At 62.5% G+C, this 20,234-nt stretch carries 22 protein-coding genes and 1 tRNA gene; all 23 read left to right on the forward strand.

Going from position 1 to position 20,234, the window contains the following annotated elements:
- Window positions 1–30: 30 nt before the first annotated feature.
- Window positions 31–2,064, forward strand: a complete 2,034-nt coding sequence (locus tag LK493_RS09260) for an ABC-F family ATP-binding cassette domain-containing protein (RefSeq protein WP_227790839.1) — start codon at window positions 31–33, stop codon at window positions 2,062–2,064.
- Window positions 2,051–2,347, forward strand: coding sequence for a hypothetical protein (locus LK493_RS09265; protein WP_055287415.1), 297 nt, complete (start codon window positions 2,051–2,053; stop codon window positions 2,345–2,347). Before LK493_RS09260 ends, LK493_RS09265 begins: the two co-directional genes overlap by 14 nt.
- A gap of 9 nt (window positions 2,348–2,356) precedes the next feature.
- Entirely contained in the window at window positions 2,357–3,040 is a 684-nt protein-coding gene (locus LK493_RS09270; protein ID WP_195503900.1) for a site-2 protease family protein, read from the forward strand.
- 84 nt (window positions 3,041–3,124) lie between these two features.
- On the forward strand, window positions 3,125–3,937 hold the full coding sequence (locus tag LK493_RS09275; RefSeq protein WP_227790821.1) for a segregation and condensation protein A: 813 nt from the start codon (window positions 3,125–3,127) through the stop codon (window positions 3,935–3,937).
- An 11-nt stretch (window positions 3,938–3,948) separates the two neighbouring features.
- Entirely contained in the window at window positions 3,949–4,668 is a 720-nt protein-coding gene (gene scpB, locus LK493_RS09280; protein WP_227790822.1) for an SMC-Scp complex subunit ScpB, read from the forward strand.
- A complete protein-coding gene (locus LK493_RS09285; protein WP_227790823.1) occupies window positions 4,655–5,629 on the forward strand; it encodes a pseudouridine synthase in 975 nt (324 codons plus the stop codon). The genes scpB and LK493_RS09285 overlap by 14 nt, the downstream gene beginning before the upstream one ends.
- Window positions 5,630–5,695: 66 nt before the next feature.
- Entirely contained in the window at window positions 5,696–6,382 is a 687-nt protein-coding gene (gene cmk / locus LK493_RS09290) for a (d)CMP kinase (RefSeq protein ID WP_138340986.1), read from the forward strand.
- Window positions 6,383–6,385: 3 nt separating this feature from the next.
- Window positions 6,386–7,114, forward strand: coding sequence for a lysophospholipid acyltransferase family protein (locus LK493_RS09295; protein WP_138340988.1), 729 nt, complete (start codon window positions 6,386–6,388; stop codon window positions 7,112–7,114).
- A 2-nt stretch (window positions 7,115–7,116) separates the two neighbouring features.
- Complete coding sequence (locus tag LK493_RS09300) at window positions 7,117–8,016, forward strand: 4-hydroxy-3-methylbut-2-enyl diphosphate reductase (RefSeq protein ID WP_138340990.1); 900 nt, start codon at window positions 7,117–7,119, stop codon at window positions 8,014–8,016.
- A gap of 2 nt (window positions 8,017–8,018) precedes the next feature.
- Entirely contained in the window at window positions 8,019–9,461 is a 1,443-nt protein-coding gene (locus tag LK493_RS09305; RefSeq protein WP_227790824.1) for a DUF512 domain-containing protein, read from the forward strand.
- 10 nt (window positions 9,462–9,471) lie between these two features.
- Window positions 9,472–10,806: a ribosome biogenesis GTPase Der gene (gene der, locus LK493_RS09310; RefSeq protein WP_035138458.1), complete on the forward strand. Its 1,335-nt coding sequence runs from the start codon at window positions 9,472–9,474 to the stop codon at window positions 10,804–10,806.
- A complete protein-coding gene (plsY, locus tag LK493_RS09315) occupies window positions 10,799–11,482 on the forward strand; it encodes a glycerol-3-phosphate 1-O-acyltransferase PlsY (RefSeq protein WP_227790825.1) in 684 nt (227 codons plus the stop codon). Before der ends, plsY begins: the two co-directional genes overlap by 8 nt.
- A gap of 9 nt (window positions 11,483–11,491) precedes the next feature.
- The gene (locus LK493_RS09320; protein ID WP_227790826.1) at window positions 11,492–12,499 is read left to right on the forward strand and encodes an NAD(P)H-dependent glycerol-3-phosphate dehydrogenase; all 1,008 of its coding nucleotides are present in this window, start codon (window positions 11,492–11,494) and stop codon (window positions 12,497–12,499) included.
- Between the two features lie 18 nt (window positions 12,500–12,517).
- Complete coding sequence (gene rpe / locus LK493_RS09325) at window positions 12,518–13,189, forward strand: ribulose-phosphate 3-epimerase (protein WP_227790827.1); 672 nt, start codon at window positions 12,518–12,520, stop codon at window positions 13,187–13,189.
- Between the two features lie 6 nt (window positions 13,190–13,195).
- On the forward strand, window positions 13,196–14,374 hold the full coding sequence (locus LK493_RS09330) for a cysteine desulfurase family protein (RefSeq protein ID WP_227790828.1): 1,179 nt from the start codon (window positions 13,196–13,198) through the stop codon (window positions 14,372–14,374).
- Window positions 14,371–15,180 carry a Nif3-like dinuclear metal center hexameric protein gene (locus LK493_RS09335; RefSeq protein ID WP_227790829.1) on the forward strand — a complete coding sequence of 270 codons (810 nt, stop codon included), beginning with the start codon at window positions 14,371–14,373 and terminating at the stop codon, window positions 15,178–15,180. Before LK493_RS09330 ends, LK493_RS09335 begins: the two co-directional genes overlap by 4 nt.
- The gene (locus LK493_RS09340) at window positions 15,177–15,896 is read left to right on the forward strand and encodes a zinc ribbon domain-containing protein (RefSeq protein WP_148346658.1); all 720 of its coding nucleotides are present in this window, start codon (window positions 15,177–15,179) and stop codon (window positions 15,894–15,896) included. The genes LK493_RS09335 and LK493_RS09340 overlap by 4 nt, the downstream gene beginning before the upstream one ends.
- 3 nt (window positions 15,897–15,899) lie before the next feature.
- Window positions 15,900–17,111, forward strand: coding sequence for a bifunctional phosphopantothenoylcysteine decarboxylase/phosphopantothenate--cysteine ligase CoaBC (gene coaBC, locus LK493_RS09345; RefSeq protein WP_227790830.1), 1,212 nt, complete (start codon window positions 15,900–15,902; stop codon window positions 17,109–17,111).
- 80 nt (window positions 17,112–17,191) lie between these two features.
- A tRNA-Pro gene (locus tag LK493_RS09350) sits at window positions 17,192–17,268 on the forward strand.
- A 293-nt stretch (window positions 17,269–17,561) separates the two neighbouring features.
- On the forward strand, window positions 17,562–18,266 hold the full coding sequence (locus LK493_RS09355; protein WP_227790831.1) for a CDP-alcohol phosphatidyltransferase family protein: 705 nt from the start codon (window positions 17,562–17,564) through the stop codon (window positions 18,264–18,266).
- Between the two features lie 66 nt (window positions 18,267–18,332).
- Window positions 18,333–18,767 carry an FHA domain-containing protein gene (locus tag LK493_RS09360; RefSeq protein WP_227790832.1) on the forward strand — a complete coding sequence of 145 codons (435 nt, stop codon included), beginning with the start codon at window positions 18,333–18,335 and terminating at the stop codon, window positions 18,765–18,767.
- A 3-nt stretch (window positions 18,768–18,770) separates the two neighbouring features.
- Entirely contained in the window at window positions 18,771–19,649 is an 879-nt protein-coding gene (gene ftsR, locus LK493_RS09365; protein ID WP_035138472.1) for a transcriptional regulator FtsR, read from the forward strand.
- Between the two features lie 40 nt (window positions 19,650–19,689).
- Complete coding sequence (locus LK493_RS09370; protein ID WP_227790833.1) at window positions 19,690–20,220, forward strand: adenine phosphoribosyltransferase; 531 nt, start codon at window positions 19,690–19,692, stop codon at window positions 20,218–20,220.
- Window positions 20,221–20,234: the final 14 nt, after the last annotated feature.

Below are 20,234 nucleotides of genomic sequence, written 5' to 3' on the forward strand. Positions count from 1 at the left end.
ATATTGGCACACAAGGTCAAAGGCGGCACCATGATCCTCCTGGTCGACAAGATCGAAAAAAGCTTCGGCGCACGCGTCCTCTTTAGCGGCGCGTCCTTCCAGATCAACCCCGGCGAGCGCTTTGCGCTCGTGGGACCCAACGGCGCCGGCAAAACCACCATGCTCAAGATCATCATGGGCATCGACAGCCCAGACGCCGGCCAGGTCCAGTACGCCAAGGACTGCCAGGTAGGCTACCTAGAGCAGGAAACTAATCTGGAGCAAAAGGACACCACCATCCTTGCCGAGGTCATGGCCGCCGCCAAGGAAATCCGCCGCATGGGCGAGCGCGCCAACGAGCTGCAGGCCCAGATCACCGAGCTCTCCGAACAGGGGAAGGACGTCAACGCGCTCCTCAACGAGTACGGCCAGGTCCAGGACCGCTTTGAGCACCTGGGCGGCTACGAGCTCGAGAGCAACGCTCGCAAGATCCTGTCCGGCCTGGGCTTTAAGGTCGCCGACTTTGAGCGCCCGTGCTCCGAGTTCTCGGGCGGCTGGCAGATGCGCATCGCACTTGCTAAGCTCTTCCTGCGCCACCCCGACCTGCTGCTGCTCGACGAGCCCACCAACCACCTGGACCTCGAAAGCGTCCAGTGGCTGCGCGGCTTTATCGCCAACTACGACGGCGCCGTGCTCATCGTCAGCCACGACCGCGCCTTCATGGACGCCTGCGTCGACCACGTCGCCGCACTCGAAAACCGTCGCGTAACCACCTACACCGGCAACTACAGCAGCTACCTCAAGCAGCGCGAGGACAACCTGGAGCAGATGCGCGCCAAGCGCGCCGCCCAGGAGCGCGACATCGCCCACATGCAGGTCTTCGTCGATAAGTTCCGCTACAAGCCCACCAAGGCAACCCAGGCCCAGGAGCGCATTCGCAAAATCGAGCAGATCAAAAAGGAGCTCGTCATCCTGCCCGAGGGCCACAAGCATATCGACTTTAAGTTCCCCGACCCGCCGCGCTCGGGCGATATGGTCGTGGGCCTCGAGGGCGTCTCCAAGTCATACGGCGACAAGCACATCTACAGTGACATCGACCTCAAGCTCTACCGCGGCGAGCATGTGGCGCTCGTCGGCCCCAACGGCGCCGGCAAGTCCACCCTCATGAAGATCCTCGCCGGCCTGGAACCGCCCACCACCGGCACCCGCGACCTGGGCACCAACGTGGGTGTGGCCTACTACGCCCAGCACGCGCTCGAGGGCATGACCGAGTCCAACACCGTCCTGCAAGAGATCGACACCGTCACGCCCAAGTGGACCGTGCCGCAGCAGCGCAGCCTGCTGGGCGCCTTCCTATTTAGCGACAACGACTCCATCGAGAAGCAGGTCCGTGTCCTCTCCGGCGGCGAAAAGGCGCGTCTGGCGCTTGCCAAGATGCTCGTGGCCCCCGAGGCGCTCCTGTGCCTGGACGAGCCCACCAACCACCTGGACATCGACTCGGTAGACATGCTCGAGAACGCCCTGCAAAACTTCCCCGGCACCATCGTGCTGATCAGCCACGACGAGCACCTGGTACGCGCTGTGGCCAACCGCATCATCGACATCCGCGACGGCAAGGTCACGGTCTACGATGGCGACTACGACTACTACCTCTACAAGCGCGAGGACCTCGCAGCCCGCGCCGCGGCCGATGCGGCAGGGGAGAGCGCACCGGCCGCGACCAAGTCCGCTAAGGTCACCGCGGCCCAGCCCGACACCCCCGCCACCGCCTCCAAGCCCGCCGAGGGCAAAAAGACCAAGGAGCAAAAGCGCGCCGAGGCCCAGGCCCGCGCCGCGCTCAACAAAAAGCTCAAGGGCGTGCGCAACCAGCTCAAGAAGATCGAGGCCGAGCTCGACAAAAAGCGCGCCCGCTATGACGAGCTTATGGAATTGATGGCGAGCGAAGAGCTTTATGCCGATCAGGACAAGTTCAACGCCGCGCTGGGGGAATATAACGGCCTTAAGCAAGAGCTGCCCAAGCTCGAGGATGAATGGCTGGAGCTTTCCACCCAGATCGAAGAGGAGACCGCGCGTGAACTCTCGTAAGGCCACCGCCGTGGCGATGAGCATCATCGCCACCGCCTGTCGCATCTGCGGCATCTTTATGAGCGCGATGACCGTGCTGCTGTGTTTTAGCGGCCTCACCGCCAAGCTGCAGATCGTGGGCTTTGTCGTTGAGCTTTCGCGCGCACTGCCGAGCGCCATTGCAGGCTACGGCGTTATCACCTCGCCCTTTGGCGGCGTGTTCCGCCTGGATTATGCCATCGTCGCCGTCATTCTGTTTGTGGCCGACTACCTGCTCACGCGCACCTCGCGCCGCGTCCGCTAGGGGAGCACCATGTCCAGCAGCTACCTCATGAACCTGCTCGCCAGCGCGATTGCCGTCATCGTGGGCATCGTTATCCACGAGAGCGCGCACGCAGCCGCGGCCTGGGCACTCGGCGATAAGACGGCCCGTTCGCGCGGACGCGTCTCGCTCAACCCGCTCAACCATATCGACCCGTTTGGCACCATCATCCTGCCGCTGCTCATGCTCGCAGCCGGTGGCCCGGTGTTTGCCTTCGCCAAGCCCGTGCCCGTCTACCTCAACAACCTCAAGCACCCCAAGCGCGACGAGGTCCTGGTGAGCGTAGCCGGCCCCGCATCGAACATCGCACTCGCGTGTCTTGCTGCCGCCCTCATGCGCCTGACCTATGGCAACCTCTACACCAGCATGTCATTTGCCCTGGCGTCGCAAATTATGAACTTCGGCGCCACGTTTATCGTGGTCAACTTGTCGCTCGCGTTCTTTAACCTCATCCCGATCCCGCCGCTCGACGGCTCATCGATTATCGTGCCGTTCCTCAAGGGCAAGGCGCTCGCCAACTACTACCGCCTGCAGCAATACGCCATGCCCATCCTCATCCTGGTTCTGTACCTGTTGCCCATGTGGACCGGCATCGATGTGATCGGCCGCTATTTCGACGTTACCGTGTATCCACTTGCTGAGCAGCTGCTTAACTTCGCAATCGCCGGTATCTAAGGTAAACTAACAGGTCGACCGTGCAAAACGGTCGCAACATGCACCCAAACCGCGCCGCGAAGGCGCCGTCAAAGGAGGTCGAAGATGTCGTATCGCGTGTCGACGCAGGTCTACAGCGGACCGTTCGACCTGCTGCTGCAGCTGGTAACCCGCCAAAAAGTAGATATCGGCGCCATCTCCATCAGCGACGTGGCCGAGCAGTACCTTGCCGAGGCCGAGCGCATCGAGGCGCTGGACCTGGACGTGGCGAGCGACTTTTTGCTGGTCGCGGCAACCCTTTTGGACATCAAGGCTGCCTCTCTGGTGCCGCAGGAGGCCCCGCGCAAAGTCGATGACGACGATGACGAGTTCGACGAAGACCTTGAGGAGCTCAGCACGCTTGACGGCGACGCCCTGCGCGAGGTCCTGATCCAGCGCCTGATTGCCTACAAGCAGTTTAAAGGCGCGGCTGCAGCCCTCGGTGCCCGCATGCAGGCCGAAAGCCGCATGCACCCGCGTGTGGCCGGCCCCGACCCCGAGTTCCTAGGCCTTATGCCCGACTACCTTGCCGGCATCACGCTGCGCGGTCTCGCCGTCATCTGCGCCGACCTGGACGGGAAGCGACAGACCTTCTTGCTGGAGGCCGAGCACGTGGCACCCCATCGCGTTCCGCTCGACCTGACGGTGGCCTCAGTCGACCGCTTTACCATGGCGCACCAAACCTGCACCTTCCGCGAGCTACTGGACGGCGATGCCACCACCGAGCAGCTCGTCGTCACCTTCCTAGCTATGCTTGAGCTCGTCAAGCGCGGCTCGCTCACGCTGAGCCAGGACGAGATCTTTGGAACCATCCGTATCAACCGCGTCGAAGGCGCCGAGGCCTATGTGCCCGGCGAGGGCCCCGAGCTCACCGAATAGGAGCCGCAACCATGTCAACCCTTTCCACGCTGGAGGCAAACAGCCTCAAAGGCGCCCTCGAGGCGCTGCTGCTGGTGTCAAGCGACCCAGTGAGTGCGCCCGCGCTGGCCGGCGCACTGGATATCGCCCCCGGCGAGTGCGCGTCGCTGCTCGCCGAGCTCAAGGTTGAGTACGAGGAGGCCAACCGCGGCTTTCAGCTGCGCGAGGTCGCCGGCGGCTGGCGCCTGTTCACGCACCCCGCCTACCACGACGTGGTCGAGGCCTATGTGTTGAGCTGGGACACGCAAAAGCTGTCCCAGGCGGCGCTCGAAACCCTGGCCGTCATCGCATACCACCAGCCCGTAACGCGCGAGGTGGTCAAGGGCATCCGCGGCGTCAACTCAGACGGCGTCATCGCGTCGCTCGTGGACAAGGGTCTGGTGCGCGAGCTCGGCCGTGACCCCCAGCGCGGTCAGGCCATCATTTACGGCACGACCAACGCCTTCTTGGAAAAGTTCGGTCTGCGCTCCACCCGCGACCTGCCCGATCTGGAGCAGTTTGCCCCCGACGAGCAGTCGCGCCAGTTTATCCGCGAGCGCCTGAGCGGCCGCAGCATTCAGTCTACGCTCGAGGAACAGGCCGAAGATCTGGACGAAGAGCGCGAACTGATCGATACCGATGTTGAGGACACCGATGAAGAGGAGCTTCTGCTCACAGGTGCTACCTCGGAGGATATACATGACGAGGACTAACGAAGCAGGGGAGACGCGCGTCGCAAGCGCCACGGACACCGCAGCGCCCGTAGGCGACGCGGTGTCCGTCTACCCGCACACCATGCGCCTGCAGCGCTTTTTGGCACGCGCGGGCGTGGCGAGCCGTCGCGGCTCAGAGGACCTGATGACCGCTGGCCGCGTGACCGTCAACGGCCAGGTCGCGACCGAGCTGGGCACCAAGGTCGATGTCGACCACGATCACATTGAGGTCGACGGCATGCCCGTCAAGCTCGACCAGGGCGCCGTATACCTGATGCTCTACAAGCCGACCGGCTACCTCACCACCATGAGCGACCCGCAGGAGCGCCCTTGTGTGGCCGACCTGGTCCCGCGCGACCGCTTTCCGGGACTTTTCCCGGTGGGTCGCCTGGACCGCGACACCACAGGCCTTTTGCTCTTTACCACCGACGGCGACCTGTCACAGGACTTGCTGCACCCCAGCAAGCATGTCTATAAGACCTACCAGGCACTCGTGGACGGGCAGCTGACCGATCGCGACTTGGAACCGCTCCGCCGTGGCATCGAGCTCGACGACGGCCTATGCCAGCCGGCGATCTGCCGAATCATTAACGCGCGCGAGGCTGAAGCCGTGGCCCCGCAGGGTGTGAAGCCCGGTACCACCGCCGTGGAGGTCATCATCCGCGAAGGCCGCAAGAACCAGGTCAAGCGCATGCTGGGCAAGATCCACCACCCGGTGATACGCCTGCATCGCAGCAACTTTGCCGGCCTGGAGCTCAAGGATGTGGCCAAGGGCTCGTGGCGCGAGCTCACCGACCGCGAGGTGCAAATCCTCAAGGCCGGCGGCATCCCGCCTAAGCAGGCCAGCTCCAAGCGCGACAGCGGCAAGCCCCAGGGCACGCCCGCGGCACGCACGCGTCACCACGGCAGCCACGGCTCCGCGCCCAAGCGCAACACCTACCGCGAGCGCTACACCGGCTAGGCAGCCCGCCAAGCCGCAGCGCCCGCGTCCCATACCAGCACGTCAACCACCGAAAGGAAGCATTGCATGATCGTCGCCATCGACGGCCCCGCCGGTTCCGGCAAGTCCACCATCGCCAAGGAGATCGCCCGCCAGCTGGGCTTTAACAAGCTCGATACGGGCGCCATGTATCGCGCCGTCACCTTCGCCGCGCTCGACCGCGGCATCGACCTGGACGACGAGGCTGCCATCGACGCCCTCGCCGAGCAGATCGAAATCCGCTTTACCAACGGCACCGGCGAGGACACACGTCTGACCATTGATGGCCAGGACGCCTCGGCTGCCATCCGCACCCCGCAGGTCGACGCCAACGTGTCCAAGGTCTCGGCCTACCCGGGCGTGCGCGCGGCCATGCTCGTCCATCAGCGCCGCGCCGCCGAGGATCGCGACATCGTGGCCGAGGGTCGCGACATCGGAACCGTCGTGTTCCCCAACGCGCAGGTCAAGGTGTTCCTGACCGCCGACCCGCGCGAGCGCGCCCGTCGCCGCGTGCTGCAGCGCCACCAAAACGACGCCCAGCCGCTCACCAGCGAGCAGCTCGAGGCCGAAGTCGACGAGACCCTCGATGCCCTCAAGCAGCGCGACAAGCTCGACAGCAGCCGCGAGGTGGCGCCGCTCGTGCCCGCCGAGGACGCCGTGCACGTCGACTCCACCGCACACACCATAGACGAGGTCGTCCACATTATCGAGGACCTCATCAACCAAAGGAGGTAGCCCATGCGCCTGTTTAAGCAGACGCCCGAGGATTACTACAACGCCCCTTATGCCGAGTTCCCCGTGCTCATCCGCGGCACCGTCTTCGTGGTCATGGCAATCCTTTGGGCCTTCTCCAAGCTCATGTGGCGCTGGAAGGTAGAGGACGCCGATCTGCTGTTTGAGCGCCAGGAAGGCCGCGGCAGCGTGGTCATCTGCAACCACACCTCGATGGCCGAGCTTTTGGCTGTAGAGACGGCGCTGTTCTTTGGCGGCCGCCGCATTCGCCCCATTTTTAAGTCCGAGTTTGCCAAGAGCAAGATCGTACGCTGGGCCTTTAGCCGCGTTGGTGGCATCCCCGTGGAGCGTGGTACTGCCGATATGAAGTGCCTGCGTGCCGCCCAGCATGCGCTGCAGCGCGGCGAGGACGTCCTGATCTTCCCCGAGGGCACGCGCATCCGCTCGCGCGAGATCAAACCCGAGGTCCACGGCGGCTTTGCGCTCATCGCCCAGATGGGCAAGGCACCCGTGAACCCGCTCGCCATCTGTGGCTGGTCCGACATCACGCCTGCGGGCAAAAAGATCATGCGCCCCAAGAAGTGCTGGATCCGCGCCGGCAAGGCCATCTCGCTTTCCGACGCGCCAGCCGGGCTTAAGCGCACGGAGCGTCTGGCCTGGTTTGAGTCCGAGGCCATGAACCGCGTCTACGCCATGCGAGACGAGCTGTGCGCCGAGCATCCGGGCAGGTTCTAGCCATGGACGAGAACGTTATGGGCACCACCGCGACCGCGTCCGACCAGGGCGGCGCGCCCACCATCGAGATCGCAGCCCATGCCGGCACCTGCTACGGCGTGCAGCGCGCGCTCGACATGGCGCTGGCCGCCGCGCCGCAGGCAGGGGAGAGCGCTCAGGTCCACACCCTGGGCCCGCTCATCCATAACCCCATCGTCGTGCGCGAGCTCGCCGAGGCCGGCATTGGCTTGGCCGAGACCCTGAACGACGCGGCATCGGGCACCGTAATCATCCGCGCCCACGGCGTGGTGCCGCAGGTGATCGAGGCGGCTCACGATCGCGGTCTTACCGTGGTCGACGCCACCTGCCCCTACGTGAAAAAGGTCCACATGGCGGCGGAACGCCTGGTACGAGAGGGCTATCACGTGGTGGTCGTGGGCGAGCCGGGCCACCCCGAAGTCGAGGGCATCCTGGGCCACGCCGGCGATGATGCGCAGGTCGTAAGCTGTGCCGCCGATGCGGACGCGCTGCCGCTCAAGGGCAAGGTGGGCCTCGTTGTACAGACTACCCAGACCGCACAGAACCTCGCCGACGTCGTAGCTGCCATCACCCCGCGTGTGCAGGAACTGCGCGTGATCAACACCATCTGCGCCGCCACGAGCGAGCGCCAGCAGGCCGCCGCCGCACTTGCCAACCGCTGCGACTGCATGGTCGTCGTGGGCGGCAAAAACTCCGGCAACACCCGCCGCCTGGCGCAGATCTGCGCAGACGCCTGCGAGCACACGCATCATATCGAGGAGGCAAGCGAGCTCGAGGCCGCATGGTTTGCCGGCGCGCGCCACATCGGTATCACCGCCGGCGCTTCCACACCGCAAGAACACATCGAACGCGCCGTCGCGCGCATCAAGGAGCTTTGCCGCTAATCATGGACCAGACCGTACCCGCATACGCCGCCGAGGTGGCCGATTACGGGCGCAGCCGCGACCCCGAGCCGGGTGAGGGCGCGCTCGTAAAGAGCGTTCGTCCCGAATCGCCCGCGTGGGATGTGGGTATCGAGCCGGGAATGCGCGTGCTCACGGTCAACGGTGAGACACTCACCGACATGATCGTGTGGCTCTGGGAGGCCGACGATGATACCGTCGACCTGGAGGTTTTCGATCCGCGCGACAACACCGTCACCTCCGTCGAGCTCGACCGCTTCCCGGGAGAGGACTGGGGCCTTGAGTTCGATGGCCCCATCTTTGACGGCATGCGTACCTGCGTAAACGCCTGCGTGTTCTGCTTTATGACGATGCTGCCCAAGGGCGGCCGCTCCACGCTCTATATCCGCGATGACGACTACCGCCTGAGCTTTTTGCAGGGCAACTTTGTCACGCTGACCAACCTCACCGACGACGACGTGCAAAACGTCATCGAACGCAACATGAGCCCCATGAATGTGTCGGTCCACGCCGTGAGCCCCGACGTCCGTCGCCGCATGATGGGCCGTAACGCCCAGCGCGGCATGGACGTGCTCGAGGCCATCATGGCCGCCGGCATCGAGATCCACGCGCAGATCGTGCTGTGTCCCGGCATGAACGACGGTGAGGAGCTGCAAAAGACCCTACGCTTTTGCGAGGAGCACGAGCAGATCACGAGCCTGGGCATCGTACCGCTGGGCTTTACCAAGCACCAGAATCGCTTTACCTGGTCATACAGCGACAAACCTGAGCTCGCGCGCGAGACCATTGCCATGATCCGTCCCTTCCAGGATCGAGCCTACGAGCGCTTTGGCCGCCACACCTTCCAGATGAGCGATGAATTCTATCTGGACGCCGGCATCGATCCTCCCGAGGCGGACTTCTACGACGGCTACCCGCAGTACTACGACGGCATCGGCATGATCCGCTCGTATCTGGACGAGACCGACGACGTGCTTGCCGCCGACGCCGAGCGCCTGGCCCGCGTTCGCGAGGCAATTGCCGGGCGCGGCCAGCGCCTCCTGTGCCTTTCCGGCGCCAGCGCGCGCGACACCGTGGCGCGCTTTGTGGAGTCGTCACAGGGACTCGCCGGCACTGTCACGGCCATCAAGAACCGCTACTTTGGCGGCAACGTGGACGTGACCGGCCTCATCGTCGCGTGTGACATTCTGGAGCAGCTGCCGCAGGACCTCTCGGGGGTTATGCTCTTTGTGCCTAAGCTCATGTTCAACGCTGACGGCATGACGCTTGACGAGTATCATCGTGACGATTTACTCGCAAGCCTTACCAGTCGCGGCGCCGAGGTTCATGTGGTGTCGACCATGCCGCATGAGCTGCTCGATACCCTGGAGCACATCCTTGGCATTGTGCCCGCGGACTCTAACATTTCCACTGACCCTACCCATTAAAGGAGTGCAGATGAAACCTATCGTCGCCGTCGTCGGACGCCCCAACGTGGGCAAGTCCACGCTCGTTAACCGCCTGGCCCAGACCTCGGACGCCATCGTCCACGAGTCCCGCGGCGTCACGCGCGACCGCTCGTACCACACGGCCGATTGGAACGGCCGCGAGTTCACCATCGTCGACACGGGCGGCATCGAACCGCTCAAGAGCGATGACGTCTTTGCCACGTCCATTCGCGACCAGGCCCTCGCCGCCGCCGAGGAAGCCGCCGTCATCCTGTTTGTGGTCGACGGCCGCACCGGCGTCACCGAGGAGGACGAGTCGGTCGCCCGCATGCTCAAGCGCTGCGACAAGCCGGTCTTTCTGCTGGTGAACAAGCTCGACAACCCCGATCGCGAGAACGACAGCATCTGGGAGTTCTATTCGCTCGGCATCGGTGAGCCCACGCCGCTCTCGGCCCTGCATGGTCATGGCACGGGCGACCTGCTCGACGATATCGTGGCCCTGCTTCCGGAGGAAGAGGACGAGGTCGCCGATGAGTTCCCCGACGCGCTGAACGTCGCCATCATCGGCCGCCCCAACGCCGGTAAGTCTTCGCTGTTCAACCGCATCCTGGGCGCCGACCGCTCCATCGTGTCCAACATTGCCGGCACCACGCGCGACGCCATCGACACGGTCGTCGAGCGCAACGGCAAGCACTACCGCATGGTCGACACCGCGGGCATTCGCAAGAAGAGCACCGTGTACGAGAACATCGAGTACTACTCCATGGTTCGCGGCCTGCGCGCCATCGACCGCGCCGACGTGGCGCTGCTCGTCGTCGACGCCTCCGTGGGCGTTACCGAGCAGGACCAGAAGGTCATGGGTCTTGCCATCGAGCGCGGATGCGCCATCGTGGTGCTGCTCAACAAGTGGGACCTGCTCGACGACGACCGCAAGCGCGAGGCCTGCATGGAGACCATCGACCGCCGTCTGGGCGTCATGGCTCCCTGGGCCCAGTACCTGCGCATCTCTGCCCTGACCGGCCGCAGCGTCGAGAAGATCTGGGCAATGGTAGACGCCGCCGAAAAGACGCGCTCGCAAAAGATCAGCACCTCGCGCCTCAACACGTTCCTCACCGACCTGCGCGAGTTCGGTCATACCGTGGTGGACGGCAAGCGCCGCCTGCGCATGCACTACGTGACCCAGACGGGCGTCAACCCGCCGACGTTCACGTTCTTCGTCAACCACAGCGATCTGGTCAACGACACCTATCAGCGCTACATCGAGAACCGCATGCGCTCGACCTTCGACTTTGCCGGCACACCCATTCGACTCTTCTTTAGGAAGAAGGAGCAAAAGGATGCATAATCCAATTCTGCTGACCGCCATCTGCGCCGTGGTCTCGTTCTTTATCGGAGCGATTCCGTTTGGCCTGATCTTGGGCCGCGTGTTCAACCACACGGACATCCGCAAGGCGGGCTCCGGTAACATCGGCACCACCAACGCCCTGCGCGTAGCCGGCCCCAAGGTCGCGGCGCTCACGCTGCTGCTCGACTGCCTGAAGGGCGCCATCTGCGTTGTCATCGCCCGTCCGCTTATCGCCGATCTGGGCTATGGTTTTCCGCCGAGCATTATGGCTCCCGGTGCTGCCGGCGACTGGATGCTCGGCGTCATTTGCCTGGCGGCCGTGTGGGGACACATCTTCTCGCCCTACCTTAACTTCCACGGCGGTAAGGGTATCGCCGTGGGCCTGGGCGTCATCCTCGCCTGGTACTGGCCCATTGGCCTGTCGCTGCTGGGCATGTTTATCGTGGCCGTCGCCATCACCAAGTTTGTGTCGGTGGGCTCGCTCGCCGCTGCCATCGGACTTCCCATCGCTGCCTGCGCAGTCTTTCCGTACAGCAGCCTGGGCCTCAAGTTTTGCATGGCGCTAATCGGCATCACCGTGGTGTGGGCCCATCGCGCGAACATCAAAAAGCTCATGACCGGTAAGGAGTCCAAGCTCTCGTTTACCAAGCGCGTCACCGAGCCCGGCGATAAGTAGGAGAGAGTCATGAATGTTGCGCTGATTGGCTCCGGCTCCTGGGGAACCGCCGTCGCCGGCCTTGCCGCTGCGCGAGCCGAGCGCGTGACCATGTGGGCCCATAGCGAGCAGACGGCCGCCGGCATTAACGGTGAGCATCGCAACCCCCGCTATCTGGTGGACTACGTGCTGCCCTGCAACGTCTTCGCCACGACGGAGCTGATGCAGGCACTCGACGGCGCCGAGGCCATCATCTTTGCCGTTCCTTCGACGCACCTTCGCAGCGTGTGCCACCAGGCCGCGCCCTTTATCGCCGCCGATACCCCGGTGCTCTGCCTCACCAAGGGCATTGAGCCCGAGTCCGGCCTGCTCATGAGCGAGGTCATCGCCAGCGAGATCGGCAACGAAGCACGTGTCGCGGCGCTTTCGGGCCCCAACCATGCTGAGGAAATCTGCCGCGGCGGACTTTCTGCCGCCGTCATCGCCAGCAAAAATCCGCAGATAGGGGAGACCTTTAAGGACCTGCTCCTGTCCACGGCCTTCCGCATCTACCTCTCGCAAGACATGACCGGTGTCGAGGTTTGCGGCGCCATGAAAAATGTCATCGCCATCGTGTGCGGCATCTCCGCCGGCTCGGGCGCAGGCGACAACACGCTTGCCCTTATCATGACGCGCGGTCTGGCCGAGATCAGCCGTCTGGTGCACGCCCGCGGCGGTCAAGCTATGACCTGTATGGGACTTGCCGGCATGGGCGACCTCATTGCCACCTGCACCTCGGAGCATTCACGCAACCGCACCTTTGGCTACGAGTTTGCCCACGGCGTGTCGCTCGACGAGTATCAGGAGCGCACGCATATGGTGGTCGAGGGCGCCGTCGCGGCCCGCAGCGTCAGCGAACTTGCCCGTTCACTGGGCGTAGACATTCCGCTCACCTTTGCCGTGGAGCAAACGCTCTACAACGGTGTTACTTTGGATAGGGCGCTCGAGATTCTTACCGAACGCGTCCCTTCTCAAGAGTTCTACGGACTCACCGACTAGCGCAGAAAGGCTTCTACCATGGGTTCCATCAAAATCGCTCCGTCCGTCCTTTCGGCCGACATGGCCAACCTCAAGGGCGAGCTCGACAAAATCGCCGGCGCCGACTTTGTGCACTTCGACGTTATGGACGGTCACTTTACCGGCAACCTCACCTTTGGCGTTGACATCCTTAAGGCCGTCAAGCGCTCCACCGATGTGCCGGTCGACGCGCACCTGATGGTGTCGAACCCCGACGAGACGGTCCATTGGTACGCCGACGCCGGTGCCGACATGATCACCGTGCACTACGAGGCCTCCACGCACCTGCACCGCACGCTCACGCATCTGCAGCAGCGCGGCGTCAAGGCCGGTGTGGTGCTCAACCCCGCCACGCCCGTCTGCGTGCTCGATAGCATCATCGACATTGTTGACATGGTGCTGCTCATGAGCGTGAACCCCGGCTTTGGCGGCCAGAGCTTTATCCCCGGCACCATCGCCAAACTGCACGAGCTCAAGGCCATGTGTGAGCGCCACGGCGTGTCGCCCATGATCGAGGTCGACGGCGGCATCTCTTCCAAAAACATCGCCGAGGTCGTTAAGGCCGGTGCCGATGTTCTGGTGGCCGGCTCCGCCGTATTTAAGTCCGAAGATCCCGCTGCCGAGGTTGCGCTACTGCAGAAGCTGGGCAACGAGGCCGCACAGGAGGCATAAACCCTTATGACAGCAGGTCAAAACCGCATACCCGTGAATCTTGACTATGCCGCCTCGACGCCCATGCGCGCCGAGGCGCTCCTTGCGCAGCGCGAGTACGACGACAGCGAGATTGCCGGCGTCAACCCCAACTCGCTGCACTCGCTTGGCCGCAAGGCCGCCGCACGCCTAGAAGTCGCTCGTCGCGAGATCGCCCGTAGCTTTGGCGCACGCGTTCGCCCGTCCGAGATCATCCTTACCAACGGCGGCACCGAGGCCAACCAGCTGGCGCTGCTCGGTCTTGCCGAGGGTGCTCGTCAGCGCGATCGCAAGCGCGATCGTGTAATCGTTTCGGCCATCGAGCACGATTCGATTCTGGACAACCTGCCGCTGCTGCGTGCCGCCGGCTTTACCGTCGACTTGGTGCAGCCCTGCCGCATGGGCTACATTGAGCCTGCCACGCTTGTCGAACTGCTCGGCAACGACGTGGCGCTCGTGAGCATCATGGTTGCCAACAACGAGACCGGCGTGGCGCAGCCCATCCGCGAGCTTGCCGCGGCCGCACATGCTGCCGGCGCCCTGTTTCATACCGATGCCATCCAAGGGTACTTGCATATTCCGCTCGATGTCACCGAGCTGGGCGTCGATGCTATGACCGTTGCCGCGCACAAGATCGGCGGCCCCGTGGCATCCGGCGCGCTCTACCTTAAGAGCCGCACGCCGCTGCGCCCGCGCATCTTTGGCGGCGGACAGGAGGCCGGTCGTCGTGCCGGCACGCAGGACCTGCGTACACAGCTTGCTTTTGCCGCTGCCGCTTCCGCGCTGTTGCCGAACGTGGCCCAGGAGCGCGCGACGCTGCAGGTCTTATCCGATAAGCTCTACGCCACGCTTACGGCTCATCCGCGCATTCACGCCACCATGGGCGACTACGCGCAAGCCGACCGTCTGCCCGGCATGGTATCGATCTACATTGACGGCATGGACTCCGAGGAGCTCATCATCAAGCTCGACGCCGCCGGCTTTGAGGTGTCGGCAGGCTCGGCATGCTCGAGCGGCAGCATGGACCCGAGCCATGTTCTCAGCGCCATGGGCATTGGTCGCGAGCAGGCATTGGGCGCTCTGCGTATCTCGTTTGATGACCGTGTGAACCCTGTCGACCTGGACGAGTTTGCCCAGACGCTGCTCTCGATCGTGGGTGCCGCATGATCGTCGCCGAGCTTGAACGTGGGCTGCTGGCGCGCTACCCCAAGGCGGACGCCGAGGGCTGGGATCACGTAGGACTCTCCGTTGGCGATCCGGCCGCGGAGATCACCGGCGTTGCCTGCGCGCTCGATGCGACCGAAGCTAATGTTCGCCGCGCCCAAGAAGGCGGCGCCAACGTGCTGCTGACGCATCATCCCATATACATCAAGGCGCCCGAGGCGTTTTGTCCGTCGGATTCCGCACGCCCCCAATGCAGCGCGGCGCTCTACGAGGCAGCGCGTTGCGGCGTGAGCATTATCTCGCTCCACACCAACCTGGACCGCTCGCACGAAGCCCGCGTCTGCCTGAGTGAGCTGCTGGGTGCCGTACCCGTGAGCTCACTGGAGCACGTGGACGACCCCGAGCCGACCGGCCTGGGCGCGCTTGCAACGCTCAACGACCCGTGCACGCTGCGCGATCTTGCCACCCGTGCTGCCACAGCCTTCGGCAGCGACCCGCGTGTGTGGGGCGAAGTTGATCGCCCGTGCCGCACCGTCGCCATTTTGGGCGGCTCCCTGGGCGACTTTGGAGAGCTCGCCATCGCCGCCGGTGCGGATGTTGTCGTGACGGGCGAGACAGGCTATCACGTGGCGCAGGACCTTGCCTTGCGTGGGCTACCGGTGATCTTGCTCGGCCACGACCGCTCCGAGGAGCCGTTCGTTGATATATTGATGAACTCTGCAGTTGACGCCGGGGTCGACCCCCGTCATGCGATTAAAATACTGAACCCTTGCCAATGGTGGACTGTGACAAAAGGAGAGAACTTATGAGCGCCGGCGCTACGCTACTCAAGCTGCAACAGATCGATTTGGAGCTCGCCCGCAACAAGAGCGAACTTGCCAATATGCCGGAGCTCAAGGAGCTCGCTTCCAAGCGTAAGACCTACGTTAAGCTCAAAGCCGAGATGACCAAGCTCTACGCCCAGCGCAAGGACCTGGACATTGAGCTCGACGATCTCAACACCACCGAGATTCAGACCAACAACGCCATTGAGGCTGCCAAGAAGCGCCACGTCGACGGTTCCGACTACCGTGAGGTTCAGGACCTGGAGAATGAACTCGCAACCCTGGCCAAGCGTCTGGACAAGATTGAGCACACCCGCAAGGACGTCGTTGTCGCCCATAAGGAGGCGCTCGACCGCGAGGCCCGCGCACAGGCAATTATCGCCAAGTTCGAGGAGGGCGTGAAGGCCGATACCAAGGCCGCCCGCGCTAAGGCTGCCGACCTGCAGGCTCAGATTGACGCCGCCACTAAGGAACGCACCGCGCTTGCCGCCACGCTGCCGGCCGACGTGCTCACCGACTACGAGCGTCTGCTCAAGCAGTTCCGCGGCCTGGCCGTCGAGACCATCCAGGGCAACATCCCCACAGTCTGCCACACCGCGCTGCAGGCATCGTCCATGAGCGACCTCAACCACGACGGTAGGTCAATTACGCACTGCCCGTACTGCCACCGCCTCCTGGTACTCCCGAGCAAGGAAGCTTAAACGATGACGGCATCCAACAATTCAATGCAACTTGAGGGAAAAACGATCCTGCTGGGCATTACCGGCGGGATCGCCGCCTATAAGTCGTGCAATATCGTGCGCCTGCTGCAAAAGCGCGGCGCGCGCGTCAAGGTCGTTATGAGCGAGCATGCCACGGAGTTCGTGGGGCCGCTTACCTTCCGCGCGCTCACCAACGAGCCCGTTGCCGTGGGCCTATTCGACGATCCCTCCGACCCCATCCACCACATTTCGCTGGCGCAGGAGCCCGATCTGGTGGTCGTGGCGCCCGCGACGGCCAATATCATCGCCAAGATGGCAAACGGTATCGCCGATGACCTCATCTCCACCACGCTGCTTGCGACGCCGCGACCCATCGTGATCGCACCCGCTATGAACAACGGCATGTGGAAGGCGCCGGCGACGCAGGCCAACATGGCCACGCTGCGCGAGCGTGGTGTCCATGTGGTGGGACCCGGCAGCGGCTACCTTGCCTGCGGCGACGTGGACACGGGACGCATGAACGAGCCCGAGGACATCGTCGAGGCCATCTGCGAGGTGCTGAACCCCGTCCCGCAATACCTTGCGGGCAAGCGAATCGTGATCACCGCCGGCCCCACGCACGAGCCGATCGACCCCGTACGCTTCATCGGAAACCGGTCGTCGGGCAAGATGGGCATCGCCCTGGCGGGGGAGGCCGCTCGCCGCGGTGCTGCGGTCACGCTTGTGCTGGGGCCGACATCGCTCGATGTTCCCCACGGCGTGGAGTGCGTGCGCGTGCAGACCGCCGAAGAGATGCTGCAGGCAGCGCTGAGCGCCTTTCAGACGGCTGATGCGGCCATTTGTGCGGCCGCTGTCGCCGACTACACCCCCGCGACCCCTGCCGACCATAAGCTCAAAAAGGCCAACGAGCGCCTGAATCGCATCGAACTGGTCGAGACGGTCGATATTTTGGCCGAGCTCTCGCGCCAAAAGGGAGAGCGGTGCGTGATCGGCTTTGCGGCCGAGACCGATAACGTCGTGGAGTACGCGCAGCGCAAGCTTGCGCGCAAGGGTTGCGATGCCATTATCGCCAACGATGTCTCGCGCGCCGATTCGGGCTTTGGAACCGATACCAACAAGGCCTGGATCGTGAGCAAAGCGGGCACGCAAGAACTTCCCGTGCTAACAAAACCCCAGCTCGCAGATACAATTTTGGACTTGCTTCAAAATATTTAAAAAAGTTCTTGCACAAGGGCAAAGTTTCGGGTTAATATACTCCCTGTTGCGAGCGAGAGCACAGCAACAAACAAAGGCTTCGGGACGTGGCGCAGCTTGGTAGCGCACTTGACTGGGGGTCAAGGGGTCGCTGGTTCGAATCCAGTCGTCCCGACCAGAAGTTTGCAGGTCAGGCACCTAGTGCCTGACCTTTTTTGTTTTAATCACCATGATTATTTTGCTTAAAGCAACAACGTTCCCGCTCGATGTAATCACCGAATCAAAACGTGTACATCAGCCACCAAAATCGACATTTTTCGACATGTTTGGAGGCTGATGTACACGAATGCGAAATCCCCGCCGCCTAAAAGCGCCCTCCACATGTCTGGACTCTCTATGCTTACGCTGGATAGACATCGCCGGAACGGGTATAGTATCGAAAGTTTTGTCGTTAACCAGCGGGGGAGTCCTGTGGGCATCAAAAAGAAGATCAAAAAGGAGCTTATCGGCACTTCCGATTACCCGTCGAATAAGATCTTTACGATCTCCAATTTCATCACCTTTACGCGCCTGATCCTCACCCTGGTATTTCTGTACCTGTTTGTGACGGACAACAACCGCGTCATCGCCATTGTTATCTACGCCGTTGCCGCCTCCACCGACTGGATGGACGGCCAGATCGCCCGCATGACTAAGACGGTCTCATGGCTCGGCAAGGTCATGGATCCCATCTGCGACCGTGCGCTGCTGTTCACCGGCGTCTTGGGACTGGTGGTCCGCGGAGAGCTACCCATCTGGGTCTGCGTGCTCATTATTGGCCGCGACATCTATCTGGGCATCGGCACGCTTATCGTTCGTCATTATCACCGTCGCCCCATCGATGTCGTCTTCCCGGGAAAGATTGCCACAGCGCTGCTCATGACTGGTTTCTCGCTCATGCTGCTCGGTTTCCCCGTTATTGACGGCCTGCATCTTTTACCTTCATCCCTTACGGCCTTCCCGGGCCTCAACGGAAGCTCGGTGCCCCTCGGCATCTTCTTTGTGTACGGCGGCGTGATCTTCTCCATGCTCACGGCTGTCATCTACTCCATTAAGGGCGGAGCGGCCATTAAACAGGCTCTCGCGCATCCCGAGGACGAGGACATCGACTTTCTGAACCCTGAAATCGAAGACTGATTCGTTGGGGTATGATTACGTACGGTTCATTATTTGCGGCAGGTCCGCGATAAGTTAGGGGTTGTCATGGACAACATGGTTAACAATATGCCTCAGAATGATAAGGCCGCGGACGCTACCTGCGTATTCCGCGTTCCTTCAAGCGACGTCACCGTTCCCGACCTCATGGCCAACGTGCGCATCACCGCCCCCGTTCTGTCCATCGTCAAGGGTCCGCAGACTGGTGCCGCTTTTGAACTCGAGGACGACGTGACCACCATCGGCCGCGATCCTGCGAACGGCATCTTCCTCAATGACATGACCGTTTCGCGCAGCCACGCGCGCATTATTCGCGAGGGCCTCGGCGCTCGCATCGAGGACTTGGGCTCGCTCAATGGCACCTGGGTCGACGGTGCCATCGTCAATGCAGCCCCGCTGCACGACGGTTCTTCCGTCCAGATCGGTACGTTTACGCTCATCTACCACGAGAGCACGCCGGAGCGCATCGAAACCGGTGAGTAGGGCATGGCCGAACGCAACTATCTGAGTATCGGCCAAGTCGTCAACCTACTTCGAGGCGCATACCCCGATCTTTCGAACTCAAAAATTAGATTTCTAGAGGATGAGGGGCTCATTACCCCTCATCGTACGCCAAAGGGATACCGTCAGTACTCCAAGGAGGACGTTGATCGCCTGGAGGTCATTCTGCACCTGCAGAAGACCCGCTATATGCCACTCAACGTGATTAAGCAGCGCTTGGAAAACGCCACGGACCTGTCGACGCTCGCCTACGAGGTGGGCTTGCTGTCCGATGTTCCGCTCAAGACGGAGCCCAAGGAGACTAAGCAAAAGTTGCATCCCATCGAGACCATTCCCGATATGCTGGGCGTCGAGATTTCGTTTATCCGCTCGCTCGCCGAGAACGACCTCATTCGCATCATCAAGAGTCCGCAAAATCGTGAGCTCGTCGATGGTCGCGATTTCCCGATCATCCGCTACTGCTCCGAGCTGTCACGCTTCCATATCGAGCCGCGCAACCTGCGTCAGTACGTGTCTTCCGCCAACCGCGAGTCCTCGATGTTTGAGCAGGTGCTCGTGAGCATGCTCGGAATGGATACCTCCGATGACGAGCGCGACGCCAAACTCGAGCGTGCGTTTAAGAAGCTTCACGACCTGACAGAAGGTGTGCACACTGCGCTGCTCAAGAACCGTGTTTTTGAGTCGCTCAACGCCGTGGTCGAGGACGCCGACATCGATGCACTCGATGAGGAAATCACTCGCTCCGAGTCCACCAAGGCCAAAAACGAAGAGACAGCCGCGCCGGCTTCGCACGAGGATTCTCTCGTAAAGCCGCTCAAGGTCGTCGCCCCTTCGCAATCCGGCACCGCCACCGCGGGCATATAACCGCTGCTGAAATTTCGGCAACCCATTGAAAGGTCATGCAATGTACGACTTCGAATCTCAAATCGTCGATATCCCCGACTATCCCGAGCCCGGAGTCATCTTTAAGGACATCACGCCGCTCTTTGGCAATCCCGAGGCGCTCAAAGCCATGACCGATGCCCTCGCCGAACACTTTGCCGGCATGGGAATCACCAAGGTCGTGGGTCCCGAGGCTCGCGGCTTTATGGTTGGCGTACCGGTGGCTGTAGCCCTTGGCGCCGGCTTTGTTCCCGCACGTAAACCGGGCAAGCTGCCGCGCGAGACCGTGAGCCAGAGCTACGAGCTCGAGTACGGCACCGATTCAATTGAGATCCATGCCGACGCTATCAGCTCTAAAGATACCGTGTTGATTCTGGACGACTTGGTCGCGACGGGCGGAACCGTCGAGGCAACAGGTAAACTGGTGCGAGATATGGGCGCAAAGCTTGTCGGTTACGGTTGTATCCTTGAGCTTGCGTTTCTCAACCCGCGCGAGAAGCTCACGCCGCCCGATGACGATGTGGAGCTCTTTAGTCTGGTGACGGTGGACTAGCCGTTACCCTTAGT

Origin of the sequence: Collinsella aerofaciens, assembly GCF_020709435.1 — a bacterium.
In the GTDB taxonomy this organism is placed as follows: Bacteria; Actinomycetota; Coriobacteriia; order Coriobacteriales; family Coriobacteriaceae; genus Collinsella; species Collinsella aerofaciens_AU.